Genomic DNA, 16,894 nt, shown 5'->3' with positions numbered 1-16,894 from the left:
ATCAACGCTGCTTGGGTGGGGTCCCGCTAGCCTGGTTTTGCACAAAGTGCTCGAACGCCTCTGCCGGTAAGGGGCGGCTCAGATAGTAGCCCTGGACCTCGTCGCAACCCCGGGTGCGCAGGAACTCAAGCTGGCCTTCGGTTTCCACGCCTTCGGCAATGGTCTTCAGCCCCAGGCTGTTGGCCATGCTGATAATGGCGCCGACGATCGCTTTGTCGTCCGGGTCTTCCGTGATGTCCCGCACAAAGGACTGGTCGATCTTGAGTTTGTAGACCTGAAAGCGTTTCAGGTAACTCAACGACGAGTAACCGGTTCCAAAATCATCAATCGACATGCGCACCCCCCGCAGGTGCAGGTCATCCATCACGGCGATGGCGCCCTGCGGATGGGTCATGGCCACACCTTCGGTCAACTCCAGCTCCAGCAACTGGGGGGCCAGGGCCGCATCCGCCAGGATGGTGCTGATGAGTTTGGGCAGGTCGGCATGCCGAAACTGAACCGCTGATAAATTGACGGCGATGGTGATGGGCGCCATGCCTCGCTCAATCCATGCGGCCAACTGCTTGACGGCGGTGCGAATGACCCATTCCCCAATGGGCAGGATCAGGCCGCTGCTCTCGGAAATCGGGATGAATTCCGTTGGCGAGACATCGCCCAACTCCGGGTGATGCCAGCGCAGCAAGGCCTCGGCCCCGACGGTCTGACCGGTCGCCATCGAGATTTGCGGTTGGTAATGCAGTTCCAGTTGATCCCGCGCCAGGGCGCGGCGCAAGGCGTTGTCTAACAGCAGGGTGCGGTCGGAATGGGCCTGAATCTCTGGTGTGTAAAAACGGTAACTGTTGCGCCCCTCGCCTTTGGCGCGGTACATGGCCGCGTCCGCGCATTTGGACAGGGTGTCGAGATCGTGGCCATCTTTGGGGTAGAGCGCAATGCCGATGGAGGGCGTCACGGTGAGTTCATGCTGTTCGATTTGAATCGGCAGGAGCGCCGCCTGCAGCAACTTCTTCGCCACACTGGCCGCGCCGACCGCATCGGTGTTGGGCAGCAGCAAGATGAATTCGTCACCGCCCAGGCGTGAGACCGTGTCTTGTTCCCGTACCGTGGCTTTCAGGCGGGTCGCCAGTTCAACCAGCACCTCATCACCGACGCGATGGCCCAGCGAGTCGTTGATGTTTTTGAAATGGTCCAGATCAAGAAAGATCAAGGCGACCGGTTGCTGCCCCCGTTGTGCCACGCTCAGGGCGTGCTGGCAACGGTCATTCAGCAGCAAGCGGTTGGGCAGCCCGGTGAGTGCATCAAAATGCGCCAGGCGCTGAATATGCGCTTCGGCCTCTTTTTGTTCCACTGCTTTTTTTTCCAGCGCCATCACGGTGCTGCGGAGCTCCTGGGTTCGGAGTTCAACCAGTTTTTCAAGGCCTGCACGCGCTTGCAGCAATTCGGTTTCAGCCTTTTTTCGCGCCGTGATGTCCATGGTGATCCAGATCGACCCAGCGTCTGGATGGCTGGGGTCAATCGCCTTGGCGCGAACTTCACAATGAATGGCGGAGCCGTCTTTTTTGCGCAGCAGCACTTCGCCCTCAAAGGCCTGGCCGGCCGCGAAAGGTTCCTGCCATTGGCGTGCAGCATCCCGCCATTCCTGCTCGGTCAGGTACCATTTTCTGGAGGAACTGCCATGCAGTTCACCGGCTTCATAGCCCAACAGGTTCTCGAAGCTTTTGTTGCAGCGGGTGAGCGTGCGGCCGCGCAGAAATACGATGCCCACCATGGCATTGTCCAGAATCAGATTTTGCTCAGTCAAGACCGATTGGAGCTGGGCTTGTGCCGCCTTTTGCTCACTGATGTCTTCAATGATCCAGATGGAGCCTTCATTGGTGTCCGCCGGGTTGACGAGTTTGCCGGTCAGGTGGGCCCAGAATAATTCGCCGCCCCGGCGTTTCATCTGTACTTCTGACTTGTAAGCCAAGCCTTGTGCCATGACCGTGAAGGCGGCTTTGCCGAGGGTGTAAAAAGCGGCTTGATCCGGGTACAGCGAGACGCTGGTGCTGCCCAGGATGTCGGCTGCTTCCGCATAGCCATAAATCTGGGCAAAACGCTGGTTGCAGCGGATGATGGTGCGGTGCTTGATAAACACGATGCCGACGCCTGCACTGTCCAGCACCACTTGCTGCTCACGCAACGCAAGGCGCAACTGTGCCAAGGTGTCGCGGCGACTGGCGTGAGCGTCAGGATCAGTGTTTTTTGCGGGCATAGGGCCGGTAGCGGGGCGGAAATGTTCTATTGTCAGGCAAACCCCACGTCCCCCTTATAGAGATTGACCCTGACGGCTAGCGTCCTGGCCTCGTTCGTCGCTTGACCGGTTTGAGGGTTTGCTGGAGGGTTTGAGCTAAATATGGCTCTAGCCTTTGTGCTATCTGCGCAAATAGCTATTGTTTAGATAGCGCTAGTGGCGGTTTCTTGGGTTTTACTGGGTTGCGACCGGTGGGTCACAAAGCCCGCGTAGGCCAGGCCTGCTGCGACGCCGCCAAAGCGGTCGCCAGGCACCAGGGTCGCGCCGGGCAGGGCGGCCTGCAGGGCGTCCATCAGCGGCTGCAGTGCAGACGAGCCGCCGGTCAGGTACACCACGTCCACGGCGGCCAGTCCGGACGCTTGCACGCACTGCACGGCGCATTGCACCACCTGGTCCAGCGACTGGGCCAGCGCCTCGCCCATGCTGTGCGGGGTCACCACAGGGGACTGGGCGGGGCTGTTGGCCGTGTCCAAAAAGCTTAAATCCACCGGCGCGCTCTCAAAGGCGACGGAGCAGGCGATTTTGGCGGCTTCGACGCTCGCCAGGATGCGGTGTCCATGGTGGCCTTCGAGCACTTGCAGCAGGCGCGTATGGAGCGTCCGATCCGTGTATGAAGTCCACAACTCGCGGGCAAAGTGCATGTTTTTGCGGGAGTACGCGTGGTGGATCAGGTGCCAGGTGGAGAGATCAAAAAATGCGCTGTTAGGCACCGGCCGTCCACCGGGGCCGATGTGCTTGTGCCCAAGTAGCGGCATGACGTGGCTCAGGTCGAGCAGGCGGTCGAAGTCGGTGCCGCCCAGGTGCACGCCGGTGGTGGCCAGAATGTCCTGGGCACGGTCGGCGTCCTGCCGGCGATCAGGTTGGAGGCGGATGACGGTGAAGTCGGAGGTGCCGCCGCCAATGTCCACCACCAGCACGGTGGTGTCTGTCGTGACGCGCTGCTCAAAGTCAAACGCTGCCGCAATCGGTTCCAGCTGAAAGTCGATGTGGGTAAAGCCGGCGGCCAGCGCCGCGCGGCCCAGTGTGGCTTGGGCCAGCGCGTCGCGCTCGGCGTCATCGTCCACAAAATGCACCGGGCGCCCCAGCATGGCGCTGTGAATCGGGTGGCCCACATGGGCTTCGCAGCGGGACTTGAGTTCCTTGAAGAACAGCACCACGATCTCAAAAAAGCTCAGCAACTGGCCGTTGACCAGGGTTTGTTCCTCCATCAGCTTGCTGCCCAGCAGGCTTTTGATGGAGCGCAGCAGGCGCCCCTCGGTACCGCTGAGGTAGGCCTGCATCGCCTGCGTGCCGAACAGGGTGGTGTGCGTCTCGTGGGAGAAAAACAGCGCGGTCGGCATGGCCGCTCGTTGGCCGTCCAGCGGAATCACGCACAGTTGGCCGTCCTCGCCCACCAAGGCCGCGGCCGAGTTGGAGGTGCCAAAGTCGATCCCCAGCACCACGCCGTGGGGCCGCCCGGACGCTTGCTCAGGCTGCATCGGGGTGCTGCTTCAGTACGTTGGCCAGAAAGACCGAGATGTCCGCCACTTCGCGAGGGTGCACGCTGTGCTGCATGGGGTAGCTGTGCCATTGCACCGGGTAGCCCAGCCTGGCCAATAAATCGCGCGAGGCCTCGCCCCGGGCCGGCACCACCACCGGGTCCATGCTGCCGTGGGCCATGAAAATGGGCGTGTCGGCGTTGGCGTCCGTGCGCTCGGTACTCAGGGTGTCCGCCAGCGGCAGGTAGCCGGACAGCGCCAGAAGGCCCGCCAGTCGCTTGGGATAGCGCAAGCCGGTGTGCAACGCCATGGCACAGCCTTGCGAGAATCCGGCCAGCACGATGCGCTCCGGTGCAATGCCGCGTGCCACCTCCTGATCAATCAGTGCCGCAATGGCGCGTCCGGATTTTTGAATGCCGGCGGCGTCCTGCCGACTCACCAGATCGGCGCCAAAAATGTCGTACCAGGCGGGCATCACATAGCCACCGTTCAGGCTGACGGGCATGCTGGGGGCGTGCGGAAAGACAAACCGAATCGGCGGGCAGGCGGTCAAATCCAGCTCGGGCACGAGGGCCGCAAAGTCGTTGCCATCGGCGCCCAGACCGTGCAGCCAGATGACGGCGGCGGTGGGTTGTGGAGCGCTTTCGATTTCAATGCGGGGGAGCAAGGTGTTCATGTGCAAAAAAGTATGTAAGGTGCGGCCCCGCTTGTAGGACTGCGTGAGGACCGTGAATGGACCGTGAGGGTCGAACGAAGCCGGGGACGATGGCGCACATTGTGCGAAAAAATGGCCTCGATTTTAGGGGAAAAAGCCGCCACAGCAGAATGGGCCGGGCTTTAAAACAGTTCCATGTCACCCACAATGGCCACCTGGTCGACCAGTTCACCGCTGGCGATCAGGGCCGCGTGGCTGCAAACCTGGTTGCGGCCATGTTCCTTGGCATAGTAAACCGCCTTGTCGGCGCGCTCGAAGGCGCCACTCGGGGTATCCCCGGTCTTGATTTCAGAAAACCCGATGCTGATGGTGATGTGACCCACTTGGGGGAACAGGTGTTTTTCGGTGGTGGTTCTGAGCCGCTCCAGTGCCGCCGTCGCTTCCTGCTCGCCGTTGCAGCGCATCAGCACCACAAATTCTTCCCCGCCGAAGCGGTAGAGCTGGTCGTGAAAGCGAAAGCAGGTTCGCATCAGGCGCGCCAGCAGCAACAGGACTTCGTCGCCAATGAGGTGGCCGTAGTTGTCATTGACCCGCTTGAAGTGGTCAATATCGATCATGGCCAGCCAGTAGCTGCCGGCACAGGCCGCACTGCGGCGCTTGCCTTGTGCGTTGTCTTCCGTCCGTGTTTGTTCGAGGGTGGCTTTGAGAAAAGCGCCGTCAAACGTCTTGCGGTTGAGCAGTTCGGTCAGGGCGTCGCGTTCGCCATAGTCCAGCAAGCTCTGGAAATTGAGGTACAGACGCAGCACGCCGCTCACTAAACGACGGTCATTGTCAGAAAGCGGCGCCTGTGTGCCAATTTCCAGGATGCCGATGGCACCCGGGTTGCTGGCGAGAGGGAATACCGTGATGTCCGGGCCGCTGGACGTCTGCATCACCTGGCGTGATGCCACCGCTTGCTGGCGCAGGGGGTGTTCGGACATTCGGGGCAGCAAGTCCAACTCGGACCAGGCGGAGTCGCTGGTCGGTGTTACTTGATCGGCGTCCATCTGCGCCGTGGTGAGCCAGCGCTCATTGTCGGTGTCACCGACCACCCGGTAGATCGCCGCTGACTGTGGCTTCAGCAGGTCATTGATGGCGCTGACGAGGGCGATGTCGAGTGCATCGCGGTCCCGAAGGGCGGTCAGGTCAGCAAGCTTTTCGACGAGTTCTGTCATTGGCGAAGTTTACCTTGATGCGGTCATGGTTATGTCGCCTCGCCTTGATTGGTCAATGGTTTGTAATGCGCGCACAAGGTCTCGATCAGCGCCTGCGCATAGCGGGGCAGGGCGGCGCGGTCACGCACCAGGATATAGCGTTCGCGCACGCTCCAGGCGTCGGTGAGTTCGATCAGGGCCAGGCCCATGCTCTCCTGGTTGCGTCGTGCGGCGCTCTCGGGCACGATGCCCACCCCGACCCCCGCACCGATCATGCGGCACATGGCGTCGAAACTGGAGAGCTGGATGCGCAGTTTCAGGGGCTTGCCGAGTTTTTCTGTCACCTGGGCCAGAAAGGTCTGCAGCGTGCTGCGGTGGTTCATGCCGACAGCGTCTTCCTCCAGCGTGTCGGCAAAGGCGATCGTTTTCTGCGTGGCAAACGGGTGGTTGTGGGCGGTCACCAGCACCAGGCGGTCGGTGCTGAAGTGGATGGCCTGCAGACCCAGCATGTCGACCTGGCCGGCGACGATGCCGATGTCGGCGCGCCCGTCCAGGACGCCGCGGGCGATTTCGGCATTCGGTTTTTCCTGAAGATCGACATTGATGCGGCTGTTTTCCGACAGGAAGCCGGGCAGGATTTCCGGCAGAAAATCCGTCACCGCCGTGGTGTTAGCAAAGACGCGAACGTGGCCGCGCAGGCCGCCGCCGTATTCCTGCAAGTCAACGCGCAACTGATCCACCTGGCGCAGCACGCCGCGGGCGTGGTGCAAAAACGCTTCGCCCGGGGGCGTCAGGCGGACACCGCGGGCCTCTCGGTAAAACAGCGCATGGCCCGACTGGGCTTCGAGTGACTTGATGCGGCTGCTGGCCGCCGCCAGCGACAGATGCCCCCGCAAGGCCGCCCGCGTCAGGCTGCCTTCGTCCGCCGCCAACACAAAAAGTCTCAAATCCAACAGGTCGAATTGCATCGCTTCATGCTAACGCAAACCCTGCAAGCCTTCGGAAATTCAGAAGGCTTCGTTTGAAAATGAGTGATGGTGTTCGCCGGCTAAAAAAGCGAGGATGGCCGCTAGATCAAAGCCAAACGGAATGACCACGATGAATCTCCCCATGCGCACCCTGGACGCCGCCACGCTGGCAAATCTGCAGCGCTGGGTCGGTAAAACCGAAACCCTGTCCGACGACATCACCGCCGCGCCGCTGCGCGCGCTCAGCGCCACGCTGGACCGCGACGATGCGCTACCAATGCCCGGCACGGCCGTGCCGCCCTTGTGGCACTGGCTGTATTTTTTGCCGCAGCACCGGCAGAGTGAACTTGGCCCCGACGGCCACGCCAAGCGCGGTGGTTTTCTGCCGCCGGTGCCGTTGCCGCGCCGCATGTGGGCCGGCGGTCGGCTGCAGTGGTTGCCGGACAACCCGTTGCGGGTGGGCGATGCGGCCCAGCGCATCTCGCGCATCGAGTCGGTCAGGCACAAGGCCGGCCGCACGGGCGACCTGCTGTTTGTGCTGGTGCAACATGAAGTCCACAACGCCAACGGGTTGGCGCTGACCGAAGAACACGACATTGTTTACCGCGCGGCACCACAGGCCCCCACGCTCAGCACGGGTGTGTCCTCGCTGCCGCTGCCGGTGCCGGCCGAAACAGGCGCCGCCTGGCAGCGCGAGATCGTGCCGGACGACGTGCTGTTGTTTCGCTATTCCGCGCTCACCTTCAACGGCCACCGCATTCACTACGACCGCCGCTATGTGACCGAAGTCGAGGGCTACCCGGGCCTGATCGTGCATGGCCCGCTGATTGCCACCTTGCTGGTCGATCTGGTGCGCCGTCATGTGCCCGGCGCTTTTATCAAGTCGTTCAGCTTCAAGGCGGTGCGGCCGACGTTTGACCTGCACCCGTTCCGCTTGAACGGTCAACCCTCGGCCGATGGCAAGACTGTCCGGCTCTGGGCCGAAGACCATGAAGGCTGGCTGACCATGCAAGGCAGCGCCGAACTCGCCTGACCGGCACTCCACAAAAACCACCGACCCCACCCATGATCAAAACCGCTCCCGACCAGTACCAGGACATCCGTGACGCCGTGCGCGCCCTCTGCGCCCAGTTTCCTGACGAATACCACCGCAAGATCGACGCGCAACGTGGTTACCCGGAGGCCTTTGTTGACGCGCTCACCCAGGCCGGCTGGCTGGCGGCGCTGATCCCGCAGCAATACGGCGGCTCGGGCCTGGGCCTGGCTGAAGCCTCGGTCATCATGGAAGAAATCAACCGCAGTGGCGGCAACTCCGGCGCCTGCCACGGCCAGATGTACAACATGGGCACGCTGTTGCGCCACGGCTCGAAGACGCAAAAGGAGCTGTACCTGCCCAAGATTGCCTCCGGCGAATGGCGCCTGCAGTCGATGGGCGTGACCGAGCCCAGCACCGGCACCGACACCACCAAGATCAAGACCACCGCGGTGAAGCAGGGCGACCGCTACGTCGTCAACGGGCAAAAGGTCTGGATCTCGCGCGTGCAGCATTCCGACTGGATGATCCTGCTGGCGCGCACCACGCCGCTGGCCGAAGTCAAGAAGAAGTCGGAAGGCATGTCGATCTTCATGGTGGACCTGCGCCAGGCCGAGAAGTCCGGCATGACGGTGCGGCCGATCCCCAACATGGTCAACCACGAGACCAACGAGCTGTTCTTCGAGAACCTGGAAATCCCGGAAGAAAACCTGATTGGCCAGGAAGGTATGGGCTTCAAGTACATCCTGGATGGCCTGAACGCCGAGCGCACGCTGATCGCCGCCGAGTGCATTGGCGACGGCTACTGGTTCCTGGACCGGGTGACCAAATATGTGAGCGAGCGCGTGGTGTTTGGCCGCCCGATTGGCCAGAACCAGGGCGTGCAGTTCCCGATTGCCGACGCCTATATGGAAGTGGAAGCCGCCAACCTGATGCGTTACAAGGCCTGCGAGTTGTTCGACGCCGGTCAGCCCTGCGGCGCGCAGGCCAACATGGCCAAGTACCTGGCCGCCAAGGCCAGCTGGGAAGCGGCCAACGCCTGCATCCAGTTTCACGGCGGTTTCGGCTTTGCCAACGAATACGACGTGGAGCGCAAGTTCCGCGAAACGCGCCTGTACCAGGTGGCGCCGATCTCCACCAACCTGATCTATTCCTACGTGGCCGAGCACATCCTCGGGCTGCCACGGTCTTTTTGAATAAGGCTGTCCATGACACGACCTCTTGACGGCATCACCGTCGTCTCCCTCGAACACGCCATTGCCGCGCCGTTCTGCACACGCCAGTTGGCCGACCTGGGCGCCCGCGTCATCAAGGTGGAGCGCCCCGGCAGCGGCGACTTTGCCCGCGCCTACGACACCCGCGTCAAGGGCCAGGCTTCACATTTCGTCTGGACCAACCGCTCGAAAGAAAGCCTGACGCTGGACCTCAAGCAGCCGGGCGCACTGGCGGCCCTCACACAGTTGCTGGGCACGGCCGACGTGCTGGTGCAAAACCTCGCCCCCGGTGCGACGGTGCGCATGGGTTTGTCGTACGAGGCCCTCCGCCAGCAGCACCCGGGTCTGATCGTGTGCGACATTTCGGGCTATGGCGCAGACGGCCCGTACCGCGACAAGAAAGCCTACGATTTGTTGATTCAGAGCGAGGCCGGTTTTCTGTCGGTCACCGGCACGCCCGAGGCGCCGAGCAAGGCCGGCAACTCGGTGGCCGACATCGCGGCCGGCATGTACGCCTACAGCAACATCCTGTCGGCGCTGCTGCTGCGCGGCAAGACCGGGCAGGGCTCGCACATCGATGTGTCCATGCTGGAAGCACTCGGTGAATGGATGGGTTACCCGATGTACTACGCGTTTGAGGGCGCAGCACCACCGCCGCGCACCGCTGCCGCGCACGCCAGCATTTATCCCTACGGGCCCTTTACGGCCGGCGATGGCGGCACGGTGATGCTGGGTTTGCAGAATGAGCGTGAGTGGAAAGTGTTTTGTGCGGTGGTGTTAGACGACGCCGCGCTGGCCAGCGACCCGCGTTTTGACAGCAACGCGCGCCGCAACGAGCACCGCGAGGCGTTGCAGGCCATCATCCTCGCTACCTTCGGCCAGCACACGGCGGAACAGGTGGTGGCGCGGCTGGACCAGGCGCAGATCGCCAACGCCCGCATGAACGACATGGCCGGCCTGTGGGCGCACCCGCAACTGCAGGCGCGCCAGCGCTGGCAGACCGTGAGCACGCCCGCCGGCGACATTCCGGCGCTGCTGCCGCCGGGGCGCAACAACACGTTTGACTACCGCATGGACCCGGTGCCGGCCGTGGGCCAGCACACCGAGGCCATCCTGCGCGAACTGGGGCAAGGCGATGAGGCCATCGCGGCCCTGCGCGCCGCCGGGGCGATTTGACCGGTCAACTGAATACTCCTGAAACCATAGCGAACAATGACCTGCCGACGAGGGCTAGGTGCCAATTTAACTGTAAGGATGACCGCCATGAATGCTCCCACCGCCCAACTCGCCGCGTTTGCCGCCAACCTGCAGTTGGCCGACATTCCGGCCTCGGTGCTCCGCAAGACCGAGGACTTGCTGGTGGATTGGTTCGGCTCGGCGGTGGCCGGGCATGGCGCGCGACCGGTTGACAGCATCACGCGCTTTGCGCTGGCCATGGGGCCACAGGCGATGCCGGGCTGCGACATGCCGCCGGCTGGCCCGTCGGAAGTGATCATCAGCCGGGGCCGCACCAGCCCCTACCTGGCCGCGATGGCGAATGCCGCCGCCTCGCATGTGGCCGAGCAGGACGACGTGCATAACGGCTCGGTGTTCCACCCGGCCACGGTGGTCTTCCCGGCGGCGCTGGCGGTGGCGCAGGCGCTGGGTGCCAGCGGCCCGCAGTTGCTGACGGCCGCGGTGGCAGGTTATGAGGTCGGCATCCGCGTCGGCGAATTTCTGGGTCGCTCGCATTACAAGGTGTTCCACACCACCGGCACCGCCGGCACGCTGGCGGCGGCAGCGGCGGTGGGCAAGCTGCTCGGGCTGGATGCGGCGCAGATGCAGCACGCCTTCGGCTCGGCCGGGACCCAGTCGGCGGGGCTGTGGGAATTTTTGCGCACAGCCGCCGACAGCAAACAACTGCACACCGCGCACGCGGCGGCGGCGGGGCTGATGGCGGCGTATCTGGCGAAGGACGGTTTCACCGGCGCGGCGCAGATTTTGGAAGGCCCGCAGGGCATGGCCGCGGGCATGTCGAGCGACGCCAACCCCGCCCGGTTGATTGATGGTCTGGGCACGCGCTGGGCCACGGCCGAGACCTCGTTCAAGTTTCACGCCTCGTGTCGCCACACACACCCGGCGGCGGATGCGTTGTTGCAGGTGATGCAGGCCCACAGTCTCCAGCCCGAAGATTTGGCGCGGGTGGTGACGCAGGTGCATCAGAGTGCGTTCGACGTGCTGGGCCCGGTACTCAACCCGACCACGGTGCACCAGAGCAAGTTTTCCATGGGCACGGTGCTGGCGCTGGTGGCGCGCTTTGGGCACGCGGGGCTGGTGGAGTTTGACCAGCATTTCCAGGACGCGGCCACGCAACAGCTGCGCGACCGCGTCGAGATGGTGCTCGATGAAGAAGTGGAGCGGGCCTACCCGCAGCGCTGGATCGGCAAGGTCACGGTCTATACCGCCGATGGTCGCGTGCTGCGTGGCCGGGTTGACGAACCCAAGGGCGACCCCGGCAACACGCTCAGCCGCGACGAGATCACGGCCAAGGCACTGCGGCTGGCGGCCTTCAGCGGCGGCGCGACGGCAGCCGAGATGCAGGCTGCGGTGGACGCCCTGTGGGGCGTGGCCAGCTGGCCGCGCGTCGGTGCGTTGCTGGAGCGCGCGGCATGAGCGAACTGGCCCCGCCGCTGCCCGTTCAACACGCCGGTGCCGTGCTGGCGGTGGCGCGTTCCTTTTTGTTCGTGCCCGCCAACCGGCCGGAGCGTTTTGCCAAGGCGCTTGCCTCGGGGGCGGACGCGGTCATTATTGACCTGGAAGATGCGGTGGCGCCCCGTGACAAGGCTGCCGCACGCGGCCAGCTGGCCGACGCGTTCAGTCTTTTTTCTGAGTCCGAGCGCGCACGGCTGCTGGTGCGCCTGAACGCCTGCGGCAGCCTCTGGCAGGACGATGACTTGCGGCTGTTGCAGCAACTCGCCGCGCAGGGTCTGGCCGGTGTGATGGTGCCGAAGGCCGAAACGCTGGCGGGGCTGCAGCGCGTGGCGCAGGCGGTGAGCCCGGCCTGCGCGCTGCTGCCGCTGCTGGAGTCGGTTGCCGGACTGGACGCAGCGGATGCGCTGGCGACTGCCCCGCAGGTGCTGCGGCTGGCATTTGGCAACCTCGATTTTCAGGCCGACCTGGGCCTGGCCTGCGGCCCCGATGAAGCCGAACTGGCACCGGTGCGCCTGGTCCTGGTGCTGGCGTCACGCCGCGCCGGCCTGCCCGCGCCGGTGGACGGCGTAACACCGGGCACGCAGGACAGTGCGCAGCTACAGGCCGATGCGGCACGCGGCCGGCGCGGTGGTTTTGGCGGCAAGCTCTGCATTCATCCGGCGCAGGTGGCCGGCGTGAATGCGACTTTTGCGCCCAGCGCGGCCGAGCTGCTGTGGGCGCAGCGCGTGATGGCGGCGTTCGCCGCAGCGGGTGGCGGCGTGTTCAGCCTCGATGGCCGCATGGTCGATGCGCCCGTGCTGCGGCTCGCGCAACGCACGCTGGCGCAAAGCCGGCCGGGCCTGCCGCAGTTCTAAGTTTCGTTCCATGGTGATAACAAAAATGAGGAGATATCAAATGAAGGTTTCTAAATTGTTGCTGGGTTTGCTGGTCAGTTGCGCCGCCCTGGGCGCCAGCGCGCAGACGATCATCAAGTTCAGCCACGTCGTCGCGCTGGATACGCCCAAGGGCAAAGCGGCGGAGTTCTTTGCCAAGAAGGCCGCAGAGTTGACGAAGGGCAAGGTGAAGGTCGAGGTCTATGCCAACAGCTCCTTGTACAAGGACAAGGAAGAGATCGAAGCGCTGCAGATTGGCGCGGTGCAGATGCTGGCGCCTTCGCTGTCCAAGTTTGGGCCGCTCGGGGTGCGGGAGTTTGAGGCCTTCGATTTGCCCTTCATTTTTGACAGCACCGCTGAGTTGCACAAGATCACCCAGGGGCCGGTTGGCGCCGGTCTGCTGGCCAAGCTGGAGCCCAAGGGCATCCGGGGGCTGGCCTTCTGGGACAACGGTTTCAAGTCCTTCACCGCCAACTCGCCGCTCAAGACCCCGGCCGACTTCAAAGGCAAGAAATTTCGCATTCAGTCCTCCAAGGTGCTGGAGGAACAGATCCGTTCGGTGGGCGGTATTCCGCAAGTGATGGCGTTCTCCGAGGTCTACCAGGCACTGCAGACGGGTGTGGTGGATGGCACCGAGAATACGATCTCCAACATCTACACCCAGAAGACGCACGAAGTGCAGAAGCACCTCTCGCTGACCAACCACGGCTACATCGGCTACGCGGTCATCGTGAACAAAAAGTTCTGGGACGGTCTGCCCGCCGATATCCGCGAGCAACTGGAGCAAGCCATGAAAGAAGCCACGGTCTATGGCAACAACATCGCCCAGGAAGAAAACGACCAGGCGCTGGTGGGGGTCCGCAAGAGCGGCAAGACCCTCGTCTACGAGCCGAGCAAGGAAGAACGGCTGGCGCTGAAGACCGCAATGGCGCCGGTGCATGTCAAGATGGCCGATCGGGTTGGCAAGGACATGCTGCAGTCGATTTACAAGGGCGTACTGGAGTAAAACCAGTCAGGCCGCAGCGGGCCCGTGTCCGGTTTTACCGGGCGAGCGCGGTCCGCGCCGCCGCCAGGTCCCAGCCGGCCCAGCCGCAGCTTTTGAACAGCACCGGCCCAGTGGGTTTTGGAATGTCCTGGCGAATCACATCGGCCAAGGTGGCAAAGTGACTCACATCGAGTCCGGCCTGCAGCAGGTCGCCCGCTTCATGGGCGGCATCGGCCGTGTCCACAAATACCGTGCCCTGTTCGGCGAAGTGCTGGCATAAGCCGGCGCTCAGCTCCACCATCGTGGGCGTGAAGGCGCCCACTGCGGCGATAAAAGCATCTGGGCGGGGCAGGGCGCTGAGCACCACGCCACTGGCCGGCGTGCAGCAAACCGCCAGCGGGCAGTCGGCCAGCGCCGCATTGGCGTCTTGCACCACGCGGGCGTGCAAACCCCGGGCCTGCGCGTGTTGGGCCAACGCTTGCGCGCTGGCCGGGCTGCGCGAGGCAATCACAAACTCCGTGACGCCCAAGCCGTCGGCAAAGGCCTCCAGATGGGCCAAACCCTGCACGCCCGCACCGACGATCAGCAGCGGCCCTTGCGTGTTCGGCGCCAGCCGCTGGGCCGCCAGCAACGACACGGCCGCGGTGCGCCGCGCCGTGACGGTCGGGCCGTCAAGCACCAGCCGGCGCTGGCCGCTGGCGGTGTCAAACACCACCATGTCGCCCTGAATCGTCGGGCGCGCCGTGCCCGCGTTGGCCGGGGTGAAGGTAATCAGTTTGGTGATGACCACGCGGCGGTCCATGGCCGGCATCACAAACAGGCTGCCACCGCCGGCCAACGCCTGGACCAGTCGTTGTGGCACCTGCACCGAGTCATCGGTCAGCAGGCCGACGATCTCGTCCACCAGCGCGCCGTACGGCAGCCGAGCGGCGGTCTGCGCGGCATTGAGCAAGGCGTGGGAATCAGTCAAGACAGCAGCGCTTGCGCAAACTCGCGGGCATTGAAGGTTTGCAGGTCTTCCAGCTTTTCCCCGACCCCGATGAAATAGACCGGAATCGGTCGCTCCCGCGCGATGGCGGCCAGCACGCCGCCTTTGGCGGTGCCGTCCAGCTTGGTGACGATCAGGCCGGTGAGTTGCAGCGCATCGTCAAACGCCTTTACTTGCGTCAAGGCGTTTTGTCCGGTGTTGCCGTCAATCACCAGCAGCACCTCGTGCGGTGCCGTGGCGTCGGCTTTTTGCACCACGCGTTTGATCTTTTGCAGTTCGGCCATCAGGTGCAACTGGGTCGGCAGGCGGCCGGCCGTGTCCACCAGCACCACGTCTTTGCCGCGGGCTTTGCCGGCGCTGACGGCATCAAAGCTGACGGCGGCCGGGTCGCCGCCTTCCTGGCTGATGATTTCAACCGTGGTGCGCTCGGCCCAGACACTGAGTTGCTCGCGCGCCGCCGCGCGAAAGGTGTCCGCTGCCGCCAGCAGCACGGACGTGCCCTGGTCGGACAGATGGCGCGTGAGTTTGCCGATGGTGGTGGTTTTGCCGGCGCCGTTGACGCCGGCCACCATGATGACGGTCGGCTTGTGCTGCCCGATCACCAGCGGTTTTTCCAGCGGCAGGAGCAGGCTGGTGATGGACTCGATCAGCAAGCCCTTGACGGCGGCCGGGTCGGTGGCTTTGCTTTCCTTGACCCGGCGTTTCAGGTCGTCCAGTAAATGCTGCGTCGCCTTGACGCCGGTGTCCGCCATCAGCAGGGCCGATTCCAGGTCTTCATACAGCGCGTCATCAATCTGGGTGCCGGTGAAGACGGTCGCAATGCTGGCGCCGGTTTTGCGCAGGCCGACTTTCAGCTTGTCCAGCCAGGACTTGCGCTCCGGTGCGGTGGTGGCGGGCGGCTGCGGCGCAGGGGCTGTTGCCGCTACCGCTGGCGGCGTGACCGGCTGCGCCTCAGGCGTCAAGACGGGTTGCAGCGCAGGCGGCGTTAATGGCGGCGCTAATGGCGGTACGGCGAGGGGGGGCTTTTTTTTAAAAAAACTGAACATTTGGTGGTTTCTTAGAATCACACCATTCTATGGAAAGACCCATGCAACGACCAACCGCTTCTTCGCCAACCCGTCTGCTGCCGCTTCTCGGCCTCTTGGTCTGCCAGTTTTTCAGCATGCCATCCCAGGCGCAAACCCCTCCCGAAGTTGAACAATTCACTTTAGCCAATGGCCTGACGGTGATTGTCAAACCCGATCGGCGCGCGCCCACCGCGGTGCATATGCTGTGGGTACGGGTTGGCTCCATGGACGAAGTGGATGGCACCTCGGGTGTGGCGCATGTACTGGAACACATGATGTTCAAAGGCACCCCCACCGTTGCGCCGGGCGAGTTTTCCCGCCGGTTGGCGGCGTTGGGCGGGCGGGAAAACGCCTTCACCGGCAAGGACTACACAGGTTTCTACCAGCAGATTCCGGCCAGCCGCCTGGAAGATGTGATGAAGCTGGAGGCCGATCGGTTCGCCAACAACCAGTGGGCCGATGAAGAGTTCGCCAAAGAGCTGGAAGTGGTCAAGGAAGAGCGCCGCATGCGTACCGAAGACAACCCCCGCGCCCTGATGCATGAGGCGGTGGATGCCACCGTGTTTGTTGCGTCGCCCTATCGGCGCCCGGTGGTGGGCTGGATGAGTGATCTGCAAGCCATGACGCCGGCGGATGCGCGCGAGTTTTACAAACGCTGGTATGTGCCCGCTAACGCCGTGGTGGTCGTGGCCGGTGATGTGGACGCGGTGCAGGTGCGCCGCCTGGCGGAAAAATACTATGGTGTTCTGCCCACACGGGCGGTGCCGCTGCGCAAGCCGCGCGAGGAGCCGGTGCAACTGGGCATCCGGCGCATGGATTTCAAGGCCCCGGCCGAGCAGGCCTACCTGTCGCTGGCGTTCAAGGTGCCGGCGTTGCAGTCGCTGGCCGACAGCCCGGCGGGGGCACCGGTCAGCAGCCAGGCGAGTGATGCCGATGCTTTGGCGCTGACGGTTTTGTCCGCCGTGCTGGACGGCTACAGTGGCGCGCGGCTGGAGCGCGCGCTCACCCAGGGTGACAAACGGGTGGCGGACAGTGCCGGCGCCTACAACGGTTTGTGGGGTCGTGGCCCGCAGCTGTTCATGCTGGAAGGCGTGCCGGCGCAAGGCAAGACCGCCGCGCAGGTGGAGTTGGCTCTGCGTGAACAGATCACCCGTATCGCCCGCGACGGCGTCACCGAAGCCGAACTCAACCGCGTCAAGACCCAGTGGGTGGCCAGCCAGGTGTACAAGCTGGATTCGGTGTTCAACCAGGCCCGCGAACTGGGCAGCAACTGGGTACAGGGCTTGCCGCTGGATGCGGACGAACGGCTGATTGCCCGCTTGCGTGCCGTCACGGCGGCGCAGGTCAAGGCGGTGGCCGGCAAATATTTTGGGGACGACCAGCTCACGGTGGCGGTATTGCAGCCGCAGCCGCTGGACAAAAACCACAAGCCACGCACGCCCCCGCCGGGCTCCCGGCATTGA

At 63.8% G+C, this 16,894-nt stretch carries 14 protein-coding genes; 7 read left to right on the top strand and 7 right to left on the bottom strand.

Features of this window, described 5'->3' with window-relative positions; genetic code table 11:
- Position 1 precedes the first annotated feature (1 nt).
- The 5 genes from HHJ17_RS08435 to HHJ17_RS08415 all read right to left on the bottom strand — a co-directional run bounded on the left by HHJ17_RS08435 (position 2) and on the right by HHJ17_RS08415 (position 6,581).
- A complete protein-coding gene (locus tag HHJ17_RS08435; protein ID WP_296505517.1) occupies positions 2-2,248 on the bottom strand; it encodes a bifunctional diguanylate cyclase/phosphodiesterase in 2,247 nt (748 codons plus the stop codon).
- Positions 2,249-2,430: 182 nt separating this feature from the next.
- Positions 2,431-3,765 carry an Hsp70 family protein gene (locus HHJ17_RS08430; protein WP_296505515.1) on the bottom strand — a complete coding sequence of 445 codons (1,335 nt, stop codon included), beginning with the start codon at positions 3,763-3,765 and terminating at the stop codon, positions 2,431-2,433.
- On the bottom strand, positions 3,755-4,441 hold the full coding sequence (locus tag HHJ17_RS08425) for a carboxylesterase (protein WP_296505512.1): 687 nt from the start codon (positions 4,439-4,441) through the stop codon (positions 3,755-3,757). Before HHJ17_RS08425 ends, HHJ17_RS08430 begins: the two co-directional genes overlap by 11 nt.
- Before the next feature lie 161 nt (positions 4,442-4,602).
- Positions 4,603-5,634 carry a GGDEF domain-containing protein gene (locus tag HHJ17_RS08420; protein ID WP_296505510.1) on the bottom strand — a complete coding sequence of 344 codons (1,032 nt, stop codon included), beginning with the start codon at positions 5,632-5,634 and terminating at the stop codon, positions 4,603-4,605.
- A 29-nt stretch (positions 5,635-5,663) separates the two neighbouring features.
- Entirely contained in the window at positions 5,664-6,581 is a 918-nt protein-coding gene (locus HHJ17_RS08415; RefSeq protein ID WP_296505509.1) for a LysR substrate-binding domain-containing protein, read from the bottom strand.
- 121 nt (positions 6,582-6,702) lie between these two features.
- On the opposite strand from HHJ17_RS08415, the gene HHJ17_RS08410 reads away from it, so the two are divergent.
- From HHJ17_RS08410 to HHJ17_RS08385, 6 genes are all read left to right on the top strand, one after another.
- The gene (locus HHJ17_RS08410; protein WP_296505508.1) at positions 6,703-7,614 is read left to right on the top strand and encodes a MaoC family dehydratase N-terminal domain-containing protein; all 912 of its coding nucleotides are present in this window, start codon (positions 6,703-6,705) and stop codon (positions 7,612-7,614) included.
- A gap of 32 nt (positions 7,615-7,646) precedes the next feature.
- Positions 7,647-8,810, top strand: a complete 1,164-nt coding sequence (locus HHJ17_RS08405; RefSeq protein ID WP_296505506.1) for an acyl-CoA dehydrogenase family protein — start codon at positions 7,647-7,649, stop codon at positions 8,808-8,810.
- Between the two features lie 12 nt (positions 8,811-8,822).
- Entirely contained in the window at positions 8,823-10,004 is a 1,182-nt protein-coding gene (locus tag HHJ17_RS08400; protein WP_296501328.1) for a CaiB/BaiF CoA-transferase family protein, read from the top strand.
- A gap of 87 nt (positions 10,005-10,091) precedes the next feature.
- Positions 10,092-11,480, top strand: a complete 1,389-nt coding sequence (locus tag HHJ17_RS08395; RefSeq protein WP_296501330.1) for an MmgE/PrpD family protein — start codon at positions 10,092-10,094, stop codon at positions 11,478-11,480.
- The gene (locus HHJ17_RS08390; RefSeq protein ID WP_296501332.1) at positions 11,477-12,373 is read left to right on the top strand and encodes a CoA ester lyase; all 897 of its coding nucleotides are present in this window, start codon (positions 11,477-11,479) and stop codon (positions 12,371-12,373) included. Before HHJ17_RS08395 ends, HHJ17_RS08390 begins: the two co-directional genes overlap by 4 nt.
- A 40-nt stretch (positions 12,374-12,413) precedes the next feature.
- Complete coding sequence (locus HHJ17_RS08385) at positions 12,414-13,397, top strand: TRAP transporter substrate-binding protein (RefSeq protein WP_296505504.1); 984 nt, start codon at positions 12,414-12,416, stop codon at positions 13,395-13,397.
- 34 nt (positions 13,398-13,431) lie between these two features.
- Here the strand turns inward: HHJ17_RS08385 and HHJ17_RS08380 are convergent, their stop codons facing one another.
- Together HHJ17_RS08380 and ftsY are read right to left on the bottom strand one after the other, a co-directional pair.
- Complete coding sequence (locus tag HHJ17_RS08380; protein ID WP_296505503.1) at positions 13,432-14,346, bottom strand: delta(1)-pyrroline-2-carboxylate reductase family protein; 915 nt, start codon at positions 14,344-14,346, stop codon at positions 13,432-13,434.
- Positions 14,343-15,410, bottom strand: coding sequence for a signal recognition particle-docking protein FtsY (ftsY, locus tag HHJ17_RS08375; protein ID WP_296501338.1), 1,068 nt, complete (start codon positions 15,408-15,410; stop codon positions 14,343-14,345). Before ftsY ends, HHJ17_RS08380 begins: the two co-directional genes overlap by 4 nt.
- A 116-nt stretch (positions 15,411-15,526) precedes the next feature.
- On the opposite strand from ftsY, the gene HHJ17_RS08370 reads away from it, so the two are divergent.
- The gene (locus tag HHJ17_RS08370) at positions 15,527-16,894 is read left to right on the top strand and encodes a pitrilysin family protein (RefSeq protein ID WP_296501714.1); all 1,368 of its coding nucleotides are present in this window, start codon (positions 15,527-15,529) and stop codon (positions 16,892-16,894) included.

Origin of the sequence: Rhodoferax sp., assembly GCF_012927445.1 — a bacterium.
Classification (GTDB): domain Bacteria; phylum Pseudomonadota; class Gammaproteobacteria; order Burkholderiales; family Burkholderiaceae_C; genus Rhodoferax.
Note: the sequence above shows the minus strand (reverse complement) of the source record. Positions and strands in the feature narration are given on the sequence as shown.

Coding starts and splice junctions, on each gene's coding strand:
- HHJ17_RS08415 (WP_296505509.1), bottom strand. CDS start 6,581: ATGCAATTCGACCTGTTGGATTTGAGACTTTTTGTGTTGGCGGCGGAC.
- HHJ17_RS08420 (WP_296505510.1), bottom strand. CDS start 5,634: ATGACAGAACTCGTCGAAAAGCTTGCTGACCTGACCGCCCTTCGGGAC.
- HHJ17_RS08425 (WP_296505512.1), bottom strand. CDS start 4,441: ATGAACACCTTGCTCCCCCGCATTGAAATCGAAAGCGCTCCACAACCC.
- HHJ17_RS08395 (WP_296501330.1), top strand. CDS start 10,092: ATGAATGCTCCCACCGCCCAACTCGCCGCGTTTGCCGCCAACCTGCAG.
- HHJ17_RS08435 (WP_296505517.1), bottom strand. CDS start 2,248: ATGCCCGCAAAAAACACTGATCCTGACGCTCACGCCAGTCGCCGCGAC.
- HHJ17_RS08405 (WP_296505506.1), top strand. CDS start 7,647: ATGATCAAAACCGCTCCCGACCAGTACCAGGACATCCGTGACGCCGTG.
- HHJ17_RS08385 (WP_296505504.1), top strand. CDS start 12,414: ATGAAGGTTTCTAAATTGTTGCTGGGTTTGCTGGTCAGTTGCGCCGCC.
- ftsY (WP_296501338.1), bottom strand. CDS start 15,410: ATGTTCAGTTTTTTTAAAAAAAAGCCCCCCCTCGCCGTACCGCCATTA.
- HHJ17_RS08430 (WP_296505515.1), bottom strand. CDS start 3,765: ATGCAGCCTGAGCAAGCGTCCGGGCGGCCCCACGGCGTGGTGCTGGGG.
- HHJ17_RS08390 (WP_296501332.1), top strand. CDS start 11,477: ATGAGCGAACTGGCCCCGCCGCTGCCCGTTCAACACGCCGGTGCCGTG.
- HHJ17_RS08400 (WP_296501328.1), top strand. CDS start 8,823: ATGACACGACCTCTTGACGGCATCACCGTCGTCTCCCTCGAACACGCC.
- HHJ17_RS08370 (WP_296501714.1), top strand. CDS start 15,527: ATGCCATCCCAGGCGCAAACCCCTCCCGAAGTTGAACAATTCACTTTA.
- HHJ17_RS08410 (WP_296505508.1), top strand. CDS start 6,703: ATGACCACGATGAATCTCCCCATGCGCACCCTGGACGCCGCCACGCTG.